Raw genomic sequence first — 18,904 nt, forward strand, 5'->3', positions numbered from 1 at the left:
GCTGGGGGTGGCGCTGGGGGCCGGGGCGATCTCGCGGGCCACCGGCGGCCGGGAGGATGCGGCGCTGGCGGCGCTGTACCTGGTGGCGCTGGCGCTGGGCGTCACGCTGATCTCGACGCGGGCCGGGTCGGTGGAGCTGTCGCATCTGCTGTTCGGCAGCGTGCTGGGGGTGGATGACCCGGCGTTGTTCATGATGGCCGGGATCGCCAGCGTGACGCTGGTGGTGCTGGCCTTCGCCTGGCGGCCGCTGGTGCTGGAATGCTTCGACCCGGGCTTCGCCGCCGCCGCCCGCGCGCGGGGCGGGCTGTGGCACATGGTGTTCCTCGGGCTGCTGGTGCTGAACGTGCTGGCCGCCTTCCAGGCGCTGGGCACGCTGATGGCCGTGGGGCTGATGATGCTGCCGGCGGTGGCGGCGCGGTACTGGGCGCGCAGCGTGGGCGGGCTGGCCTATGTGGCCGCCGCCGTGGCGCTGGTCTCCAGCTATCTGGGCCTGCTGTTGTCCTATCATGTGGACCTGCCGAGCGGCCCGGCGATCGTGCTGGTGGCCGGCGGCTTCTGGGTGTTTTCCGTCGCATGTGGCCCGGTGGATGGGCTGCTGTTCCGTTTCGTGCGCCGCGGTCATCTCGCGGGCTGAGGACCAGAAAAAAGATGGGGGTCTGGGGGAATTCATTCCCCCAGCCTTTGCTCTAGGCTTGCTCCGTCCTTTTGGAGTTTTGCCTGATGACCCTTCCCATCGTCCGTCTTGCCGAAGAGCAGCGCCTGTCCGGCGCCACCGTGGCGAATGGCTTTGTCTTCCTGGCCGGCCAGGTGGCTGACGATGACAGCCTGGATGCCGAGGGCCAGACCAAGGACATCCTGGCGCAGATCGATGCCTTGCTGGCCGAGGCGGGCGTCGACAAGCGTTCGCTGCTGCAGATCCAGATCGTGCTGGCCGACATTGCCGATGCGCCGCTGATGAACCGCGCCTGGGATGCCTGGCTGGACACCGCGCACAAGCCGGCGCGGATGACGATCCAGGCGCCGCTGGTCAATCCGCGCTGGAAGGTCGAGATCACCGGCGTGGCGCTGGCCAAGGCCTGAGATCGGGCGTGCCCGGGGCGGGTGGCGGGGAATTAACCCTTCGTCCAGAAAGCCCGCAGGGTCTTGTATAAGAGAGTGTTTTTGCCCCCTGGCCAGCTGGCCAGGGGGTTTTTCATGGCATTGCGACATGACGCGGCGCCGGCGGCGGCGTTAGGCGTGCCGGATGCCGCAGCTCGGGGTTTCCGGACCGGCAGGCGAGACGTCCTCCAAAGCAGCAATGTTTCCTGTTCCAGGATGCCCGTGGCGGAGGCCGCGCGGGCGGCGGGGGGCGGAGCTTGCCTGCCGCCGGGGGATTTCGCGACCCGGTATCGAAGGACTGGAACCATGCTGAGGCGCTGGCTTGGCCTGCTGTATGTGCAGGTGCTGATCGCGATCGTGCTGGGCGTGCTGGTGGGCGCGCTGTACCCGGCGACCGGGGCTTCGCTGAAGCCGCTGGGCGACGCCTTCGTGAAGCTGATCAAGGTGGTGATCGCCCCGGTGGTGTTCTGCACGGTGGTGCATGGCATCGCCAGCGTGCGCGACGCCAGCAAGGTGGGCCGCGTCGGCCTGAAGGCGATCCTGTATTTCGAGGTGGTCTCGACCTTCGCCCTGGCGATCGGGCTGATCGTGGCGAAGGTGCTGAAGACCGGCTCGGGCTTCAACATCGACCCGTCGCAGATGGATGCGCGCGCCATTCAAGGCTTCACCCAGAAGGCCGAGGGCGACAGCGTGGTGGCCCATCTGATGGGCATCATCCCGGACACCTTCTTCGGCGCCTTCGTCAATGGCGACCTGCTGCAGGTGCTGTTCCTGGCGGTGCTGACCGGCTTCGCCATCAATGCGCTGCCGGAGAAGATGCGGGTGCCGGCGGCGCATGCCATCGACCACCTGACGGCGATCTTCTTCGGCATCGTGCGCATCGTGGTGAAGGCGGCGCCGGTCGGCGCCTTCGGGGCGATGGCTTTCACCATCGGGCAGTATGGCATCGGCTCGCTGCTGCGGCTGGGCGAGCTGGTGGCGACCTTCTACATCACCTCGATCCTGTTCGTGCTGCTGGTGCTGGGCAGCATCGCGCGGTTCTGCGGCTTCTCGATCCTGCGCTTCCTCAACTACATCCGGGAGGAGCTGCTGATCGTGCTCGGCACCTCGAGCAGCGAGAGCGTGCTGCCGCAGGTGATGCGCAAGATGGAGCGGCTGGGCTGCGCGCCGCAGGTCGTGGGCCTGACCGTGCCGCTGGGCTACAGCTTCAACCTGGACGGGACCAATATCTACATGACCCTGGCGACGATGTTCCTGGCCTATGCCACGAACACGCCGCTGACGCTCGGGCAGGAGCTGACCATCCTGCTGGTGGCCATGCTGACGTCGAAGGGCGCCTCGGGGGTGACCGGGGCGGGGTTCATCACGCTGGCGGCGACGCTGTCGGTGATCCCGGACATTCCCATCTCGGCGCTGGCGGTGCTGATCGGCATCGACAAGTTCATGAGCGAGTGCCGGGCGCTGACCAACCTGGTCGGCAATGGCGTGGCCTGCGTCGCCGTCAGCCGCTGGGAAGGCGAGCTGGACCGCGACCAGCTGCAGCGCGAGCTGGCCGCCGGCCCGCGCCCCGAGGACGCCGCCAAGCCCGCCTGACGCCGCCGATTCGAGACCCGGGCCAGGCCGGCGGAACCAGGGTCCGCTGGCCTTTTTTCTCGTTCGTTTTCAACTGCCGAAAGAAATCTCGCGGGCTCGTGATCGCGGCTTCCGTTGGGGGCGCGAACCGGGCATGCTCGCCCCGGCATGGCCCCCTCTTGGCCGCGCTTCCGCCGCAATGCCGGGACAGCTTCTAGCCTCCACGAGAGATTCCTTTCCTCCAATGCCCGCTTCCGAGCTGCCCCCGAGCACAAGTTTCCCCTGGCAAGGCAAGCGCGTCCTGGTCACCGGCGGCGCCGGATTCCTGGGCAGCGGGCTGTGCCACGCCCTGGCCGGGCTGGGCGCCGAGGTCACCGCGCTGGATGCCATGCTGCCCGAGGGCGGCGCCAACCGCGCCAACCTGGCCGGCAGCGGCATCCGCCTGGTCGAGGCCGACCTGCGCGACGCCGAGCTCGCCCCGCTCACCGAAGGGCTGGACGCCGTCTTCAACCTGGCCGCCCAGACCAGCCATGCCGGGTCGATGATCGACCCGCTGGGCGACCTGGCGACCAATGGCCATGCCCAGCTGCGGCTGATCGCGGCACTCCGGGCCGGCTCGCCGCAGGCGGTGGTGGTGCATGCCTCGACCCGGCAGTTCTACGGCCGCCCGCGCTACCTGCCGGTCGACGAGAAGCACCCGATCAACCCGCCCGACGCCAATGGCGTGTCCAAGCTGGCGGGCGAGCAGTACTGGCTGATGGAAGGCCGTGTGCATGGTCGTCCGGTGGTCTCGCTGCGGCTGACCAATTGCTATGGCCCGCGCCTGCGCATCCGCGACGCCCGCCAGACCTTCTTGGGCATCTGGTTCCGCCGGCTGCTCGAGGGCGATGCCTTCGAGGTCTGGGGCGGCGACCAGCTGCGCGACCTGGCCTATCTGGACGACGTGGTCGCCGCCTTCCTGGCCGCGGCCGTGACCCCCGGCTGCGCCGGCCAGGCCTTCAACATCGGCGGCGCGCCGCCGGTGTCGCTGACCCAGCTCGCCGAGGCCGCCGTCGCCGCGCATGGCGGCGGGAATTTCGTCACCAAGGAATTCCCCGCCGACCGCGCGCCGATCGACATCGGCAGCTTCCACGCCGATGACAGCGCCTTCCGCGCCGCCACCGGCTGGGCGCCCGAAGTTCCGCTGGCGGAGGGGCTGCGCCGCAGCCTCGACTGGTTCCGCCCGCGTCTCGCCGACTACGCCTGACTCGACCAAGCCTGACACGACCAAGCCTGACAACAACCAGCCAGCGCGCCCCCAGATGGCGACCGGTACCAAGGAGATGGGCAGATGGACATGCCCGTGATCACCGTCCCGCAGGCCGACCCCGGCGCCGCCTATCGCGCCCAGCAGCCGGCCATCGATGCGGCGCTGCAGCGCGCGCTCAGCTCGGGCTGGTACATCCTGGGCGCCGAGGGCGCCGCCTTCGAGCGTGAATTCGCCGAATGGCTGGGCCTGCCGCGCGCCGTCGGCTGCGCCAACGGCACCGACGCGCTGATGCTGGTGCTGCGCGGCCTGGGCATCGGCCCGGGCATGACGGTCGCCACCGTCTCGCACACCGCGGTTGCGACGGTCGCCGCCATCGAGATGGTGGGCGCGACGCCCCTGCTGCTCGACATCGACCCCGACACCTACACCATGGACCCCGACGAGCTGGCCGCCGTGCTGGAAGACCCGCCGCCGGGCCTGCCGCCGATTCGCGCCGTGATCGCCGTCCACCTCTACGGCCAGGCCTGCGCCATGACGCCGATCATGGCCGCCTGCCGCGCCGCCGGCGTCCATGTGATCGAGGATTGCGCCCAGGCGCATGGCGCGACCATCGACGGCCAGGTGGTCGGCACCATGGGCGATGCCGCCGCCTTCAGCCTGTATCCGACCAAGAACCTGGGCGCGCTGGGCGATGCCGGCATCCTGGCCTGCGCCGACCCCGAGCTGGCCGACCGCATCGCCGCCATCCGCCAATATGGCTGGAAGCACCGCTACCTGTCGGACAGCATCGGCGTGAACAGCCGGCTGGACGAGGTGCAGGCCGCGGTGCTGCGGGTGCGCCTGCCGCTGCTGGCCGCCGGCAATGCCCGCCGCGGCGCCATCGCCGACGCCTATGACGCGGCGCTGGCCGGCAGCCGCATCGCGCCGCCCGTCCGCCGCCCCGGCGCCGGCCATGTCTTCCACCAGTATGTCATCCGCAGCGACGAGCGCGACGAGATGGCGGCCCGGCTGCGGGCGCTGGGCGTGGGCTCGGGCATCCACTACCCGGTGCCGGTGCATCTGCAGGGCGCCTATGTCGGGCGCACGCCGGTCGGCCCGGCCGGATGTGCCGAGACCGAGGCCGCCAGCCGCGAGGTGCTCAGCCTGCCGATCTTCCCGGAGCTGAGCGACGCCCAGGTGGAGACGGTCTGCGCGGCGCTGCGGATCGTGGCGGGGTAATTCAAGGGAAGGACAGGGGCAGGCCAGGGGAATGAATTCCCCTGGACCCCATCTTTTTTCTTTCGGACTGCCGTGTCCACCTGGAGACGGTACGTGAAACGGCCAATCAGCAGCGCGACCTTTCGGGTCGCGCTGTTTTTGTATGATGGCGCCCCGCCGTGATGCTCTGACGACGGTGCCGGTGAAGCGCAGGTCTGCCCAAGGCCGGTCATCAGAAAGAAGATGGGGGTCCAGGGGGAATTCATTCCCCCTGGCCTTTCCCTTGGCTTCCTCGCTATACGCCCCCGCATCGCTCACCCTGGTGGATAGAAACCCCCCGATGCTGCGACTGAACGAGTTGAAGCTGCCCCTGGACCATGCGCCGGAGGCGCTGCGCCAGGCCGTGATCGACCGCCTGGGCATTGCCGATGCCGAGCTGCTCGACATCCAAGTCTTCCGCCGCGGCTATGATGCGCGGAAGAAGCACGCGATCCTGCTGATCTACACGCTGGACGTCACGCTGCGCGACGAGGCGCCGGTGCTGGCCCGCTTCGCCCGCGACCCGCATGTGGGGGCGACGCCGGACACCCGCTACCGCTTCGTCGGCCGCGCGGCGGCAGGCGACGCGCGGCGCCCGGTGGTGATCGGCGCCGGGCCCTGCGGCCTGCTGGCCGGGCTGGTGCTGGCGCAGATGGGCTTCCGGCCGATCATCCTGGAGCGCGGCAAGGAGGTGCGGGCGCGCACCAAGGACACCTGGGCTCTGTGGCGCCGGTCGGAGCTCAACCCCGAATCCAACGTGCAGTTCGGCGAGGGCGGCGCCGGCACCTTCTCGGACGGCAAGCTCTACAGCCAGATCAAGGACCCGCAGCACCACGGCCGCAAGGTGCTGGAGGAATTCGTCCGCGCCGGCGCGCCGGAGGAGATCCTGTTCCTCTCCAAGCCGCATATCGGCACCTTCCGCCTGGTGCAGATGGTCGAGCATATGCGCGCCGAGATCGAGCAGCTTGGCGGCGAATACCGCTTCAGCAGCCGGGTGACCGATTTCCTGGTCGAGACCGCGGGCGATGGCGCGCGGCAGATCCGCGGCGTGGCGCTGGCGGATGGCAGCACGATCGAGGCCGACCACGTGGTCCTGGCCATCGGCCACAGCGCCCGCGACACCTTCGAGGCGCTGCTGGCCAGCGGCGTCTACATGGAGGCCAAGCCTTTCTCGGTCGGCTTCCGCATCGAGCACCCGCAGCGCATGGTCAATGAGTGCCGCTTCGGGCCCTCGGCCGGCAACAAGCTGCTGGGGGCGGCCGACTACAAGCTGGTGCACCATGGCAGCGACAACCGCTCGGTCTACAGCTTCTGCATGTGCCCGGGCGGCACGGTGGTCGCCGCCACCAGCGAGCCCGGCCGCGTCGTCACCAACGGCATGAGCCAGTATCAGCGCGCCGAGCGCAACGCCAATGCCGCCATCGTCGTCGGCATCGAGCCGGAGCGCGACTATCCTGAGCATGTCCTGGCCGGCATGGATTTCCAGCGGAAGCTGGAGCAGGCGGCCTTCGTCGCCGGCGGCGGCGACTATCGCGCGCCGGCCCAGACGGTGGGCGACTTCCTGGCCGGGCGGCCGTCGACCAGCCTCGGCGACGTCGAGCCCAGCTACAAGCCGGGGGTGACGCCGACCGACCTCGCCGCCTTCATGCCGCCCTTCGTGATCGCCGCCATCCGCGAGGCGCTGCCGGTCTTCGACCGCCAGATCAAGGGCTTCGCCCGGCCGGATGCGGTGATGACCGGGGTGGAGACGCGCACCTCGTCCCCGGTCCGGGTCAAGCGCGGCGCAGACGGCCACAGCCTGAACACCCGCGGCCTGTTCCCGGCCGGGGAGGGCGCGGGCTATGCCGGCGGCATCCTCTCGGCCGGGGTCGACGGCATCAAGATGGCCGAGGCCGTGGCGCGCAGCATGCTGGGTCTGCCGGCGGGGCTGAAAAGCGCCGCCTGAGCCGTATTTCACCCCGTGGAAGCCGGCCGAAAAGCGAATGAAATTCCAGCTTCGGCCTCGCTTCGGCACCGGATTTGCCGCATTCTCACCAAAATGCGAGGTGAGCCTCGGTGGGTCACGGCGGCGGCTTCTGCCCCCGGCCGAGGGTGAGGGGGGTATCGCTTGAGCTTCAGCTTCCCAGAGGCGCCGCAGGGCCTGGCGCCCGGCCGCCCGCGCCTCGGCGCGGAGCTCCGCCGCAGCGTCATCTGCCTCGGCATCGTCGCCGTCACCCTGGCCGTCGTGCTCTTCGCCCTGCTGCGCGCGCCGATGAAGGACGACCTGGCCTGGCTGCTCTGGGTCGCCGGCCAGTGGCTGCGCGGGCAGGAGCTGTATATCGACCTGGTCGAGGTCAATCCGCCGCTGATCATCTGGCTCAGCGCCATCCCCGTGATGCTGGCCGACCTGACCGGGCTGACCTCGAAGCAGGTGGCGCTGCCGATGATCGCTGCCGCCGCGCTGGGCTCGGCCTGGACGGTGGCCGGGCTGCTGCGCGGCACCTCGCCGGTCTTCGCCCACCGCCCCGCCACCTTCGCCGCCATCGCCAGCGTGCTGCTGGTCATGCCCGGCGTCGAGTTCGGCCAGCGCGAGCACCTGATGGTCATCGCGGTCCTGCCGCACCTGGCGCTGCTGATCCGCACGCTGGAGGGGCAGAAGGCCTCGCTCGGCATGTCGCTCGGCGCCGGCGTGCTGGCCGGCCTCGGCGTCGCGCTGAAGCCGCGCTACGTGCTGTGCCTGGGCGCCATCGAGCTCGCCGGCTGGCTGCATCGCGGCTTCCGCATCCGCCTGGCGCCGCTGGTCGCCGGCATCGCCGGGCTGCTGTACCTGGCCAGCATCGTCTGGTTCGTCCCCGCCTTCATCGAGCGCGCGGTGCCGCTGGCGCTGACCCTCTATGGCGGCACCGACACCGGCCCGCTGCAGCTGGCCCGCGAATCCTGGGTGCTGCTGCTGGGCCTGGCCACCTGCCTGGTGCTGACCTGGCGCACCGACCGCGGCGGCGCGGCGTCGGGCGTCATGCTGGTGCTGACCGCCTTCGCCGCGGCGGCGACGGTCGCCATGTTCATGGACGGCAAGAACTGGTTCTACCACCGCATCCCGGCGCTGATGGCGGTGACCTTCGCCCTGGTCTTCTGGTGCGCCGACGTGGCGCTGCGCCGCGGCCCCCGCCTGCGCTTCCGCATGGCGCTGCTGGCGCTGGCGATGATCCCGCTGACCCTCTACGTGCAGCAGACCTCGGTGCGCATCTATGAGCGGCTGGTGCTGGCCGTCGAGCCTGACCAGACCACCGAAGTCCGGCTGGAGCGCCTGATCCGCCGCGAGAAGGTGCGCAGCTACATGGCCTTCTCCGAGTGGATCGGCCTGGGCTTCCCGGTGGTGAACAACACCAACGTCACCTGGGCGTCGCGCTTCGACTCGATGTGGGCGCTGCGCGGCGAGATCTGGCGCGCCCGCCAGGATGGCGGCGTGGCCCCCGACGAATGGCCGATCCGCCACTGGGTGGTGCAGGACTTCATGGAAGGCTGCCCGGACCTGGTGGTCGTCGACCGCCGCGGCGAAGCGATGAACTACCCGGCCATCCTGTCCCAGGCCAATGCCGGCTTCGCGGCGATCTGGGCGCGCTACCGGCAGATCGCGGTCGTCGACGGGCTGCAGGTCTATCGTCGTCAAGGCGAAGGGTGCGGGGATTCAGCAGGGCTGGGGTAGGCCAGGGGAATGAATTCCCCTGGACCCCTTCTTTTTTCTGTTCACCGGCCGTGATGTGACCTGCGCCTCATCCGCGCCGTCGCGCGGGCATCACGGCGGGACGCCGTTTTCATAACATCAGCGCTCGCTCACAGGTCGCGCTGCCGCGGGGCCGTTTCGCCCGCCGTCCCCACCTGGACACGGCAGTCACCCCAAAAAGAAGATGGGGGTCTGGGGGAATTCATTCCCCCAGCCTTCCGCCTGTCTTCTCTTCAGATCCCGGCGCTATCCAGCTTCAGGATCGCCCGTGCCAGGGCCTGCGCCCGCGGCACCAGGGAGGCGACTTCCAGGTATTCCTCCGGGCTATGCGCCTTGCCGCCGACGGGCCCGACGGCGCAGAGCGTGGGCGCGCCCACCGCCGCGGTGAAGCCGCTATCGGCGCAGCCGCCGGCGAATTCGCCCATGGTCTCGAAGCCGCTTTCGGCCGCCGCCGCCTTGTACAGGCCGAAGACCGCGTCGGTGCCGGGGTTCTGCGCCAGCGGCAGGAACTCGCCGCGGATGGTCAGGCTGGCGCGGGTGCCGGGGACCTGGGCCTTGTCCACGATGGCGTGGATGCGGCCCATGATGTCGTCGCGGTCCTCGGGGTGGATGTAGCGCAGGTCGATCTGGCCCTGGGCCCAGGGTGCCACGGTGTTCACCGACTGGCCGCCGGAGACCAGGCCGACATTCAGCGTGATGCCGCGCGGGATGTCGGTCAGGGCGTGGATCGCCTGGATCTTGCGGGCCAGCTCCTCGATGGCGCTGATGCCGGCCTCGAAGTTGCCGCCGGAATGGGCGGCCTTGCCTTCGATGTCCATCACCATGAAGACGCCGCCCTTGCGGCCGGTGACCACGGCGCCGGAGGGGCGGCCGGGCTCGGAATTGAACACCACGCGGGCGGTGCGGGCGGTGGCCTCGATGACCGGGCGGCCTTCGGGGGAGCCGATCTCCTCGTCGCCGGTGAAGAGGCCGACCAGCGGCCCGGGCGCGCCGCCGAACTGGGCGAAGGCGGCCATGACGAACAGGTTCTGCACCAGCCCGGCCTTCATGTCGCAGACGCCGGGGCCGGTGGCGATGCCGTTCTCGACCTTGAAGGGGCGGCGCTCCGGCTCGCCTTTCGGGAAGACGGTGTCGCGGTGGCCCATCAGCACGATGTTCTGCCGGGCATTGCCGCTGGCGGTGGCGTCGCCGCCGGCGAGGGTGGCGCGGAGGCAGTCGCCGTGCCTGGCGCCGGCGATGGTCTCGACGGGGATCTGGTAGCGGTCGCAGAAGGCCTTCACGCGGGCGCCGACCGCGTCGACGCCGGCCTTGTCGTAGCTGCCGCCGTCGATGTTCACCATGGCTTCCAGCTCGGCCAGCATGGCCGCCTGCTGGGTGGCCAGCCATTCGGTGATCCGGGTCTCGGTGCTCATGGGGCAGGGTCTCCTGGCGATGGGGGGCGCAGCCTGACGGCTTTCGCCCGGGCCGTGAAGCCCGGGGGCCAGCGAGAAATGGCGGCATGGCGCCGGGCCGGGCCACGCGGTATGCAGCGGGTCTCAGACCGAGAGGAGCGACGGCGATGCGGCGAGGAAAGCCCGGCGGCAGACCGTGGCCCATTCTGACCGTCGCCCTGGCGCTGCTGGCGGGCTCGCTGGGCCTGCTGGTGGCCAGCCATGTCTCGGCGCAGCTGCAGGCCAATCGCCAGGCGGTGTGGCACAGCTTCCAGGTGGCCGATGTGACGCGCGCGCTGCTCTCGGCGGTGCAGGACGCGGAGACCGGGCAGCGCGGCTATATCCTGACCGAGCGCGACAGCTATCTCGGCCCCTACGAGGCGGCGCAGCGGCAGGTGCCGGTGCTGCTGCGGCAGGTGGCGCAGCTGCTGGCCGGCCAGGCGGCGCAGCGGGCGCGGGCGGAGCGGCTGCAGGGCCTGGTCGAGGACAAGATGGCGGAGCTCGGCGAAAGCCTGACGCTCAGCCGCAACCTGGGCTTCGCCGCCGGCCGCGCCTTGGTGCAGACCGATCGCGGGCGGGAGCTGATGTTCGCCATCCGCGGCGCGGTGGAGTCGATCCTGGCCGAGCAGCAGGCGGCGCTGGGCCAGCAGGTCGAGGCCGCCGACCGCAGCCAGGATGCCGGGCTGCTGGCGGCGCTGGCCGGCATCGTGCTGTCGCTGGCGGTGATCGCGGCGGGGGCGATGCTGCTGCTGCGCAGCAACACGCGGCTGCGCGGCGCCGAGGTGGCGCTGGCCGAGAAGGGCGCGGTGCTGCAGGCGACGCTGGACCATATCCAGGATGGCGTCGTCGCCTTCGATGCCGCGGGCGGGCTGGTGGCCTGCAACCGGCAGTTCTTCACGCTGCTCGACTTCCCGCTGGCGCTGGCGGCGCTCGGCACGCCGTTCTCGGCCTTCCTGGCGATCGACCGGCGGCGCGACCCGCCGGTGCTGGCGGCGCCGGACCGGATGCGGGGGCCGGGCGGCAGCGGCCAGCAGGTGTCGCTGTCGCAGGCGGGGCGGGAGCTCGAGGTCTATCGCAACGCCATGCCGGAGGGCGGCTTCGTCATCTCCTGCATCGACGTGACCCGCCGCGCCCAGGCCGAGGCGATCCTGCGGCAGACGCAGAAGATGGAGGTGATCGGCCAGCTCACGGGGGGCGTCGCGCATGACTTCAACAACCTGCTGCAGGTGGTCAGCGCCAATCTGGAGATGCTGGGGCGCGACCTCGGGCCCGAGCATGCCGGGCGGCGGCACCTCGGGCATGCGATCTCGGGCGTGGCGCGCGGGGCGCGGCTGACGGCGCAGCTGCTGGCCTTCGCGCGGCGGCAGCCGCTGGACCCGCGGGTGGTCAATCCCGGCCGGCTGGTGCGGGAGATGACCGACCTGCTGCGGCGCACGCTGGGCGAGCGGATCGCGGTGGAGGCGGTGGTGGCGGGCGGCTTGTGGAACACCCAGGTCGATCCCGGCCAGCTGGAGAACGCGCTGCTGAACCTGGCGCTGAACGCGCGCGACGCCATGCCGGAGGGCGGCCGGCTGACCATCGAGGTCGCCAATGCCGCGCTGGACGAGGACTACGCCGCCGGCCACCTGGAGGTGGAGCCGGGGCAGTATGTGATGCTGGCGGTCAGCGACAATGGCGCCGGCATGGCCCCCGAGGTGACGGCGCGGGTCTTCGAGCCGTTCTTCACCACCAAGGAGGAAGGGCAGGGCACCGGGCTCGGGCTCAGCCAGGTCTATGGCTTCGTCAAGCAGTCGGGCGGGCATGTGAAGCTGTACAGCGAGGTCGGCCAGGGCACGGCGGTGAAGCTGTACCTGCCGCGGTCACGCCGGGCCGAGGACCTGCTGGGCGGCACGCCGCAGGGGCCGGTGGTGGGCGGCAACGAGACCATCCTGGTGGTCGAGGACGATGCCGAGCTGCGCGAGGCGGTGGTCGAGATGCTGCAGGGCCTGGGCTATCGCGTGCTGCGGGCCGGCCAGGCGGAGGCGGCGCTGACGGTGCTGTCGAGCGGCGCGCAGGTCGACCTGCTGTTCACCGACGTGGTGATGCCGGGCCCGATCAGGACACGGGATCTGGCGCGGCGGGCGCAGGAGATGATGCCCGGGCTTAAAGTGGTCTATACCAGCGGCTATACCGCCAATGCCATCATCCATGACGGCCGGCTGGACGAGGACGTACAATTGCTGAGCAAGCCCTATCGCCGGGAAGACCTGGCCCGCCATCTGCGCCGCGCGCTGGGCGCCGCGCCGGAGCCCGGGCTGCTGGCCGCCGCGGCGACCGGCGGCGGGTCGGGCGATGCGACCGGTCCGGGGGAGGAGACGGCGATCGGCTGGCCAGAGGGCTCGGCCGCGCTGGTGGTCGAGGATGACCCGCTGATCCGGATGAACCTCGTACAGATGGTCGAGATCATGGGGTTGGTGCCGGCCGAGGCGGGCAAGGCGGAGACGGCGCTGGCCTGGCTGGGCAAGAATGCGCGCCCTGCCTTGCTGATCACCGACCTGACCTTGCCCGGCATGGATGGCATCGCCCTGGCGGTGGAGGCTCGCCGCCTGCATCCCGGCCTGCCGGTGATGCTGGCCACCGGCCATGCCGAGGGTTCCCTGACCTTGCCGGCCGAGCTGGCCGACGGCCTGGGCTTTTTGGGGAAGCCTTTCGCGATGCTGCAGCTGGAGCGCGCCCTGAAGGCGCTGTGGGTGAAGACCCGCGGCTGATTGACAGAAATAGAAGGGGGTCCGGGGGGATACCTCCCCCCGGCCTTGCTTGGCTTAGTGATGGTGGTGATGGCAGCTCTCAGGCCTGGCCATCGGCACCGCGACCGCCTTCTCGATGACGCGCGCCGCCCGGAAGCAGAGCTCGTCCCGGTGCTGGGCCGCCGCGAACTGCACCCCCCTTGGCATGCCCTCCTCGTCGATCCCCAGCGGCACGGTGATGGCCGGCTGGCGGGTCAGGTTGAAGGTGAAGGTCCAGGGCGCCCAGTCCCGCCACAGCGCCTCGGTCGGCCGCAGGGTGGGCATGTCGGCGGCGAAGGCGGCGGTCGGCGTGGTCGGGCACAGCACCAGGTCGTAGGTCTCGTGGAAGGCGGCCATGGCGTGGGCGGCCTCGGTGCGCAGCGCCTCGGCGCCCAGGTAGTCGATGGCGGACATGGCCCCTTCGCGCTCGGCGACCTCTTCCAGGCCGCGGTCGAGCAAAGCGCGCTTCTCGGGCGCCATGGTGGTGACCAGGCGCGCCAGGGCCACGCCCCAGACGCGGCCGAAGATGGCGCGGGTGTCGGGCAGGACCGGGTCGACCTCCTCGACGATGGCGCCGTGCTCGGCCAGGATGCGGGCGGCGGTCTGCACCGCGGCCTCGCCCTCGGCATCGACGGGGGCGGCGAAGCCCAGGCTGCGGACCACGGCGACGCGCAGGCCGGCGACGCCGTCCTCCAGGCCAGCGCGCCAGTCGCGCGGGTCGTCGGGCAGGCAATAGGGGTCGCGGCTGTCGGCGCGGGCCATGGCCGACATCATCAGCGCCGCGTCGCGCACCGTCCGCGTCATCGGCCCGGCGCAGGAGACCTGGCCGAAGGCGGAATGCGGCCATTGCGGGATGCGGCCGTAGCTGGGCTTCATCCCCACCAGCCCGCAATAGGCGGCCGGGATGCGGATCGAGCCGCCGGCATCCGTGCCCACATGCAGCGGCCCGAAGCCTGCCGCCCCCGCCGCCGCCGCGCCGGAGGAGGAGCCTCCCACGGTGCGCTCCGGGTTCCAGGCATTGCGGGTGATGCCGTGCAGCGGGCAGTCGCCCGGGGTCTTCCAGCCGAATTCGGTGGTGGTGGTCTTGCCCAGGATGACGGCGCCGGCGGTCTTCAGCCCGATCACCGCGGGCGCGTCCTCGGCGGCCGGGGTGGCGGCCGTGGTCTTGCTGCCGCGGCGGGTGGGCAGGCCCTGGACGTTGAGCAGGTCCTTGATGGTGACGGGCACGCCGTCGAGCGGGCCGATCGGGCGGCCGGCGGCCCAGCGGGTGGCGGATTCGCCGGCCTGCTTCAGCGCGCGCGGGTTCATCGTGGCGAAGGCGTTGACCCAGGGATTGTAGCGGGCGACGCGTTCCAGCACCGCCTGCAGCGCCTCGACCGGGGAGAGGCGGCGGCTGGCATAGAGGGACAGAAGCTGCTCGGCCGACATCTGGGCCGGATCGGTATCGGACATGCGCGCGCTCTCAAGGGTCAGGGCCGTTGGCCGCAAGATGGCGCCGCGGGGGCGCGGAGGAAAGGGCGGGCTGCCCTGCTTGGCGCGGGCAGATCGAGGGCGCAGAGTGCGGCCCCTTTGCCGCCTGGAGCATGCCGTCTTCGGAAGATCGAAGACGGCATGCTCCAGGACTTTGTTTGATCGCGTGATTCAGGCTTGTCGGCGATTCCACCTCAAGCCATCACGCTCAAGGAGACCCGCATGGCCGATCAACCCGCGACCCAAAAACCCTGGGAATGGGACGAGCCGACCTGGCGCAAGATCGTCGGCCGCGCCTATGGCGGCCGCAGCCTGTCGCCCAAGGCCTGGCCGAATGGCGCGCGCTGCGCGGTGGCGCTGTCCTTCGACGCCGACCACGAGACTATCCCGCTGCGCGATTCGGATGAGAGCCCGATGCGCATCAGCCAGGGCCAGTATGGCGCGCGCCAGGGCGTGCCGCGCATCCGCCGGCTGCTGGACAAGCATGGCGCCCGCGCGACTTTCTTCTACCCCGCCGTCTCGGCGCTGCTGCATCCGGAAGAGGTGCGGGCGGTGTCCGACGAGGGCCATGAGATCGGCATCCATTCCTGGATCCACGAGGCCAACACCACGCTGCCGCCGGGCATGGAGCGCGAGCTGACCCTGCGCGCGGCCGAGACGCTGGAAAAAGTCTCGGGCCAGCGGCCGGTCGGCATCCGCACCGCCAGCTGGGATTTCTCGGTCGACACCATGTCGATCATCCGCGAGATGGGGCTGCTCTATGACAGCTCGCTGATGGCCGATGACGAGCCCTATGAGCTGACCGTCGACGGCCAGCCCACCGGCATCGTCGAGCTGCCGCCGGAATGGATCCGCGACGACGCGGTCTATTTCAACATGCTGCGCTTCTCGGCGCTGCGGCCCTACACGCCGCCCTCCGCCGTGGAGGAGATCTTCAAGGCCGAGTTCGACGGCGCCTATGCCGAGGGCGGCATGTTCCTGCTGACCATGCATCCGCATGTCATCGGCCACCGCAGCCGGATTTCCCTGCTCGACCGCGTGGTCGACTACATCAAGGGGCATGAGGGCGTCTGGTTCGCGACCCACAAGGAGATCGCGGCCTGGTGCAAGCAGCAAGGCGGGCTCTGATCCTGTGAGTGACAGCGGATTCCGGTTCCAGCCCAACCCCCGGCATGGCGTGCCGGGGATCGTGGTGCTGCCGGAATCCGGCTTCCGCCGCGCCTCGGCGGCGATCGCCAGCTGGGCGCCGCCATCGGACCCGGCAGGGGGCGCCATCGACCCCTGGATCGGCGCGGCGCATGCGGTGACGCGGCTGCTGGCGGCCGAGCTCGCCCGGCGCGGCGCGGTGCTGGCGGCCGCCGCCGTGGACCTGCTGGCGGGGGCCCATGCCGCGGCGCTGCAGGGCGTCACCATCGCGGTGGCCGGCAGCGCGGGCTTCCAGGCAGGCGTGGCCGTGGCCGCCCGGCGCTGCGGCGCCGGCAGCGTCGCGGTGCCGACCGGCGAGGAGCATCCGCTGCTGCTGGCCGACACCGCCTGGCCCGGCTTCGCCGAGCCGCCGCGCGACGTCATGCAGGCGCAGCGCTGGCAGGTGGCGCAGCTTCTGTCAGCCGAGATCCCGGATGTGCTGGTGGTGGCCGAGGGGGCAGGGGGCCTGGCCGCCGCCGCCGCCGTGCAGATCCGCGCGCAGAAGCTGCCGACAAAGCTGGTCGTGGCGCAGCCGGCCGGGGGCGCCTGGATGGTCGACGCCCTGGCCGCCGGCGCGCTGCCCGCGCTGCCGCCGGGGGAGGCCAGCCTGATCGCCTGGCAGGAGCTGGAGCGCAGCGCCTTCGCGGCCCTCGCGGTGCCGGCCGGGGTGCCGGGCGAGTCCCGGCCCGACGGCCTGGCCCTGGCGAGCGCGGCGGCGCGCTGGATCGCCGGACAGGCGCTCGACGGGCTTCGACCGGGCGGAAAGATGCGCGCGCTGGGCTGAACACCGCGCTGTCTTCCGACTGTCACGCAACCGTAAAGCCGCTGCCATGCAGCGCCGCTAATCCCCGCCGCGACCGGGCCGGCCGACCGCCGCCCGCCGCCATTGGGGATTCGCATGAAGTTCAAGATCACGGCGCTCGTTGCCGGCCTGGCGCTGTCGCTCGGCGCGCATGACGCGGAGGCGCAGACGCGCAGCCGCTTCACCTGGTGGTACGGGCTGAGCGGCCAGCTCGGCGAGGTGATGGAGAACTACTGCAAGAACTTCAACGCGGCGCAGAGCGAGTTCGAGATCGTCTGCACCAACCAGAACAGCTACGACCGCGCGCTGCAGAACACCATCGCCGCCTTCCGCGCCGGCGAGCACCCGACCGTGGTGCAGGTCTATGACGTCGGCACCACCGACCTGATGCTGTCCGGCCAGTACCTGCCGGCGCGCCAGCTGATGAGCGAGAACGGCTATTCCGTTCAGTGGGACAACTACATCTCCTCGGTCGGCAACTACTACGCCACCAGCAAGGGCGAGATGCTGTCCTTCCCCTTCAACAGCTCGACCGCGGTGATGTACTGGAACGCCGGCGCCTATCGCGCCGTCGGCCAGGAGAAGCCGCCGGAGACCTGGGAAGACATCGAGAAGGCCGCCCGCGCGCTGAAGGCGCAGGGCCATGCCTGCCCGATCGCCATCGACTTCGACAGCTGGCAGCACTGGGAACAGTTCAACGCCATCCACAACCTGCCGATGGCGACGCAGCAGAACGGCTTCGGCGGGCTGAACGCCGAGGTGCAGATCGCGCCGCTGTTCCGCCGCCACGCCAACAACCTGATGGCCTGGCAGAAGGAAGGCCTGATCCAGATCCGCACGCCGCAGGGCGGCCGCGGCCTGGCCGACAGCTTCGCCCAGGGCGAATGCGCGATGATGATGGCCTCCATCGCCAACCACGTGGCGATCGGCCGCACGGCGAAGCAGGGCCTGGAGTGGAGCGTCGGCATGCTGCCGCTCTATGCCGGCCACAGCCGCACCAACAGCATGGTCGGTGGCGCCAGCCTCTGGGTGCTGAAGGGCCGCCCGGCTTCCGAGTACAAGGGCGCCGCCGCCTTCCTGGCCTTCATCGCCAAGCCGGAGCAGGAGCAGTTCATGGTCTCCAACACCGGCTATATCCCGGTGACGCGGACCGGCTTCGAGAGCATCAAGGCCAGCGGCTTCTACGACCAGCCGCAGAACCGCGGTCGCGAGGTCGCCATGACCTCGCTGCTGGTGACGGAGCCGACCGAGAACTCGCGCGGCCTGCGCCTCGGCAACTTCACCCAGATCCGCGCCCTCTACGCCAATGAGATGGCCGCCGCCTTCTCCGGCCAGAAGACGATGGACCAGGCGCTGAACGACCTGCAGGCCGAGAGCAACCGCCTGCTGCGCCGCTTCGAGCAGACCTATCGCGGCCGCCAGCTGCCCTGATCGACCGCGCCTGCCTGCCCCCCGCGCGCCATCACCGGCGCGCGGGGCTTTTCATTGCCCTGAACGGGGAAGAGACCTTTGGAACGCCGCGCCACCTTCCGCACGCCGCTGCTGCCCTGGCTGCTGGTCCTGCCGCAGCTGCTGATCATCTTTGTCTTCTTCTACTGGCCGACCGGCGAGGCCTTCGTCTGGGCCTTCACGCTCGAGCAGCCCTGGGGCGGCGGCCGCGAATGGGTCGGCTGGCAGAACTTCTTCGAGGTCTTCAGCAGCGCGCATTACTGGTCGTCGGTGAAGGTCAGCATCGTCTACGCGCTCGGCACCTCCATCCTGGCGATCGGCGTGGCGCTGCTGCTGGCGCTCTTCGTCGACCGCGAGGTGCGCGGCAGCCGGCACTGGCGCGTGGCCCTCATCTGGCCCTATGCCATCGCCGCGCCCGCCATCGGCATGATCTTCCGCTTCGTCTTCGATGCGCGGGCCGGCATCTTCAGCGTGCTCAACACGATCTCGCCCAATGCCTGGGACCCGTCGCTGAACGGGACGCACGCCATGCTGATGCTGATCCTGGCCGGCGCCTGGCAGCTGGTCGCCTACAACTTCGTCTTCTTCCTGGCCGGCCTTCAATCCATCCCGCGCGGGCTGACGGAAGCGGCGGCGATGGATGGCGCCGGCCCGATGCGGCGGATGCGCGACATCCAGGTGCCGCTGCTGGCGCCGACCTTCTTCTTCCTGCTGGTCATCAACCTGACCGACAGCTTCACCAACAGCTTCGGCCTGGTCGACATCATGACCGCCGGCGGCCCGGCACGCGCCACCGACCTGATGGTCTACAAGATCTATGCCGACGGCTTCAAAGGCCTCGATTACTCCGGCGCCGCGGCGCAGAGCATCGTGCTGATGGGGCTGATGGTCCTCCTCACCTTCATCCAGTTCCGCTTCGTCGAGCGGAAGATGCATTACCGCTGA

14 protein-coding genes are annotated in these 18,904 nt (G+C 70.4%); 12 read left to right on the forward strand and 2 right to left on the reverse strand.

The window, feature by feature from the left end; all coding sequences use genetic code 11:
* From GVN67_RS16805 to GVN67_RS16835, 7 genes are all read left to right on the forward strand, one after another.
* A partial coding sequence (locus tag GVN67_RS16805; protein WP_159998020.1) for a metal ABC transporter permease occupies positions 1–634 on the forward strand: 634 nt, incomplete at its 5' end.
* Between the two features lie 86 nt (positions 635–720).
* Positions 721–1,080, forward strand: coding sequence for a RidA family protein (locus tag GVN67_RS16810; RefSeq protein WP_159998022.1), 360 nt, complete (start codon positions 721–723; stop codon positions 1,078–1,080).
* 324 nt (positions 1,081–1,404) lie between these two features.
* Positions 1,405–2,691: a dicarboxylate/amino acid:cation symporter gene (locus tag GVN67_RS16815; protein WP_159998024.1), complete on the forward strand. Its 1,287-nt coding sequence runs from the start codon at positions 1,405–1,407 to the stop codon at positions 2,689–2,691.
* Positions 2,692–2,914: 223 nt separating this feature from the next.
* On the forward strand, positions 2,915–3,916 hold the full coding sequence (locus GVN67_RS16820; protein WP_159998026.1) for an NAD(P)-dependent oxidoreductase: 1,002 nt from the start codon (positions 2,915–2,917) through the stop codon (positions 3,914–3,916).
* Between the two features lie 84 nt (positions 3,917–4,000).
* The gene (locus GVN67_RS16825) at positions 4,001–5,137 is read left to right on the forward strand and encodes a DegT/DnrJ/EryC1/StrS aminotransferase family protein (RefSeq protein ID WP_159998028.1); all 1,137 of its coding nucleotides are present in this window, start codon (positions 4,001–4,003) and stop codon (positions 5,135–5,137) included.
* A 319-nt stretch (positions 5,138–5,456) separates the two neighbouring features.
* Positions 5,457–7,100 (forward strand): NAD(P)/FAD-dependent oxidoreductase, encoded by a 1,644-nt coding sequence (locus GVN67_RS16830; protein ID WP_159998030.1) that lies wholly within the window; start codon positions 5,457–5,459, stop codon positions 7,098–7,100.
* A 162-nt stretch (positions 7,101–7,262) separates the two neighbouring features.
* The gene (locus tag GVN67_RS16835) at positions 7,263–8,840 is read left to right on the forward strand and encodes a hypothetical protein (protein WP_159998032.1); all 1,578 of its coding nucleotides are present in this window, start codon (positions 7,263–7,265) and stop codon (positions 8,838–8,840) included.
* Positions 8,841–9,091: 251 nt separating this feature from the next.
* Here the strand turns inward: GVN67_RS16835 and GVN67_RS16840 are convergent, their stop codons facing one another.
* Entirely contained in the window at positions 9,092–10,270 is a 1,179-nt protein-coding gene (locus GVN67_RS16840; protein ID WP_159998034.1) for a M20 family metallopeptidase, read from the reverse strand.
* A 146-nt stretch (positions 10,271–10,416) separates the two neighbouring features.
* On the opposite strand from GVN67_RS16840, the gene GVN67_RS30090 reads away from it, so the two are divergent.
* The gene (locus GVN67_RS30090; RefSeq protein WP_159998036.1) at positions 10,417–13,035 is read left to right on the forward strand and encodes a response regulator; all 2,619 of its coding nucleotides are present in this window, start codon (positions 10,417–10,419) and stop codon (positions 13,033–13,035) included.
* Positions 13,036–13,089: 54 nt separating this feature from the next.
* Here the strand turns inward: GVN67_RS30090 and GVN67_RS16850 are convergent, their stop codons facing one another.
* Positions 13,090–14,505 (reverse strand): amidase, encoded by a 1,416-nt coding sequence (locus tag GVN67_RS16850; protein ID WP_159998038.1) that lies wholly within the window; start codon positions 14,503–14,505, stop codon positions 13,090–13,092.
* 240 nt (positions 14,506–14,745) lie between these two features.
* Between GVN67_RS16850 and GVN67_RS16855 the strand changes: the two genes are divergently transcribed.
* From GVN67_RS16855 to GVN67_RS16870, 4 genes are all read left to right on the forward strand, one after another.
* The gene (locus GVN67_RS16855) at positions 14,746–15,651 is read left to right on the forward strand and encodes a polysaccharide deacetylase (protein ID WP_159998040.1); all 906 of its coding nucleotides are present in this window, start codon (positions 14,746–14,748) and stop codon (positions 15,649–15,651) included.
* Between the two features lie 4 nt (positions 15,652–15,655).
* Entirely contained in the window at positions 15,656–16,492 is an 837-nt protein-coding gene (locus tag GVN67_RS16860; protein WP_159998042.1) for a hypothetical protein, read from the forward strand.
* Positions 16,493–16,606: 114 nt separating this feature from the next.
* Entirely contained in the window at positions 16,607–17,941 is a 1,335-nt protein-coding gene (locus GVN67_RS16865; protein ID WP_159998044.1) for an extracellular solute-binding protein, read from the forward strand.
* Positions 17,942–18,019: 78 nt separating this feature from the next.
* Positions 18,020–18,904, forward strand: a complete 885-nt coding sequence (locus GVN67_RS16870) for a carbohydrate ABC transporter permease (RefSeq protein WP_159998046.1) — start codon at positions 18,020–18,022, stop codon at positions 18,902–18,904.

Source organism: Roseomonas sp. 18066 (assembly GCF_902706185.1).
Classification (GTDB): Bacteria; Pseudomonadota; Alphaproteobacteria; order Acetobacterales; family Acetobacteraceae; genus Pseudoroseomonas.

What these genes read in the sequence shown, in the direction of transcription:
- GVN67_RS16810 (WP_159998022.1), top strand. Translation starts at nt 721, where the DNA reads ATGACCCTTCCCATCGTCCGTCTTGCCGAAGAGCAGCGCCTGTCCGGC.
- GVN67_RS16815 (WP_159998024.1), top strand. Translation starts at nt 1,405, where the DNA reads ATGCTGAGGCGCTGGCTTGGCCTGCTGTATGTGCAGGTGCTGATCGCG.
- GVN67_RS16820 (WP_159998026.1), top strand. Translation starts at nt 2,915, where the DNA reads ATGCCCGCTTCCGAGCTGCCCCCGAGCACAAGTTTCCCCTGGCAAGGC.
- GVN67_RS16825 (WP_159998028.1), top strand. Translation starts at nt 4,001, where the DNA reads ATGGACATGCCCGTGATCACCGTCCCGCAGGCCGACCCCGGCGCCGCC.
- GVN67_RS16830 (WP_159998030.1), top strand. Translation starts at nt 5,457, where the DNA reads ATGCTGCGACTGAACGAGTTGAAGCTGCCCCTGGACCATGCGCCGGAG.
- GVN67_RS16840 (WP_159998034.1), bottom strand. Translation starts at nt 10,270, where the DNA reads ATGAGCACCGAGACCCGGATCACCGAATGGCTGGCCACCCAGCAGGCG.
- GVN67_RS30090 (WP_159998036.1), top strand. Translation starts at nt 10,417, where the DNA reads ATGCGGCGAGGAAAGCCCGGCGGCAGACCGTGGCCCATTCTGACCGTC.
- GVN67_RS16850 (WP_159998038.1), bottom strand. Translation starts at nt 14,505, where the DNA reads ATGTCCGATACCGATCCGGCCCAGATGTCGGCCGAGCAGCTTCTGTCC.
- GVN67_RS16855 (WP_159998040.1), top strand. Translation starts at nt 14,746, where the DNA reads ATGGCCGATCAACCCGCGACCCAAAAACCCTGGGAATGGGACGAGCCG.
- GVN67_RS16865 (WP_159998044.1), top strand. Translation starts at nt 16,607, where the DNA reads ATGAAGTTCAAGATCACGGCGCTCGTTGCCGGCCTGGCGCTGTCGCTC.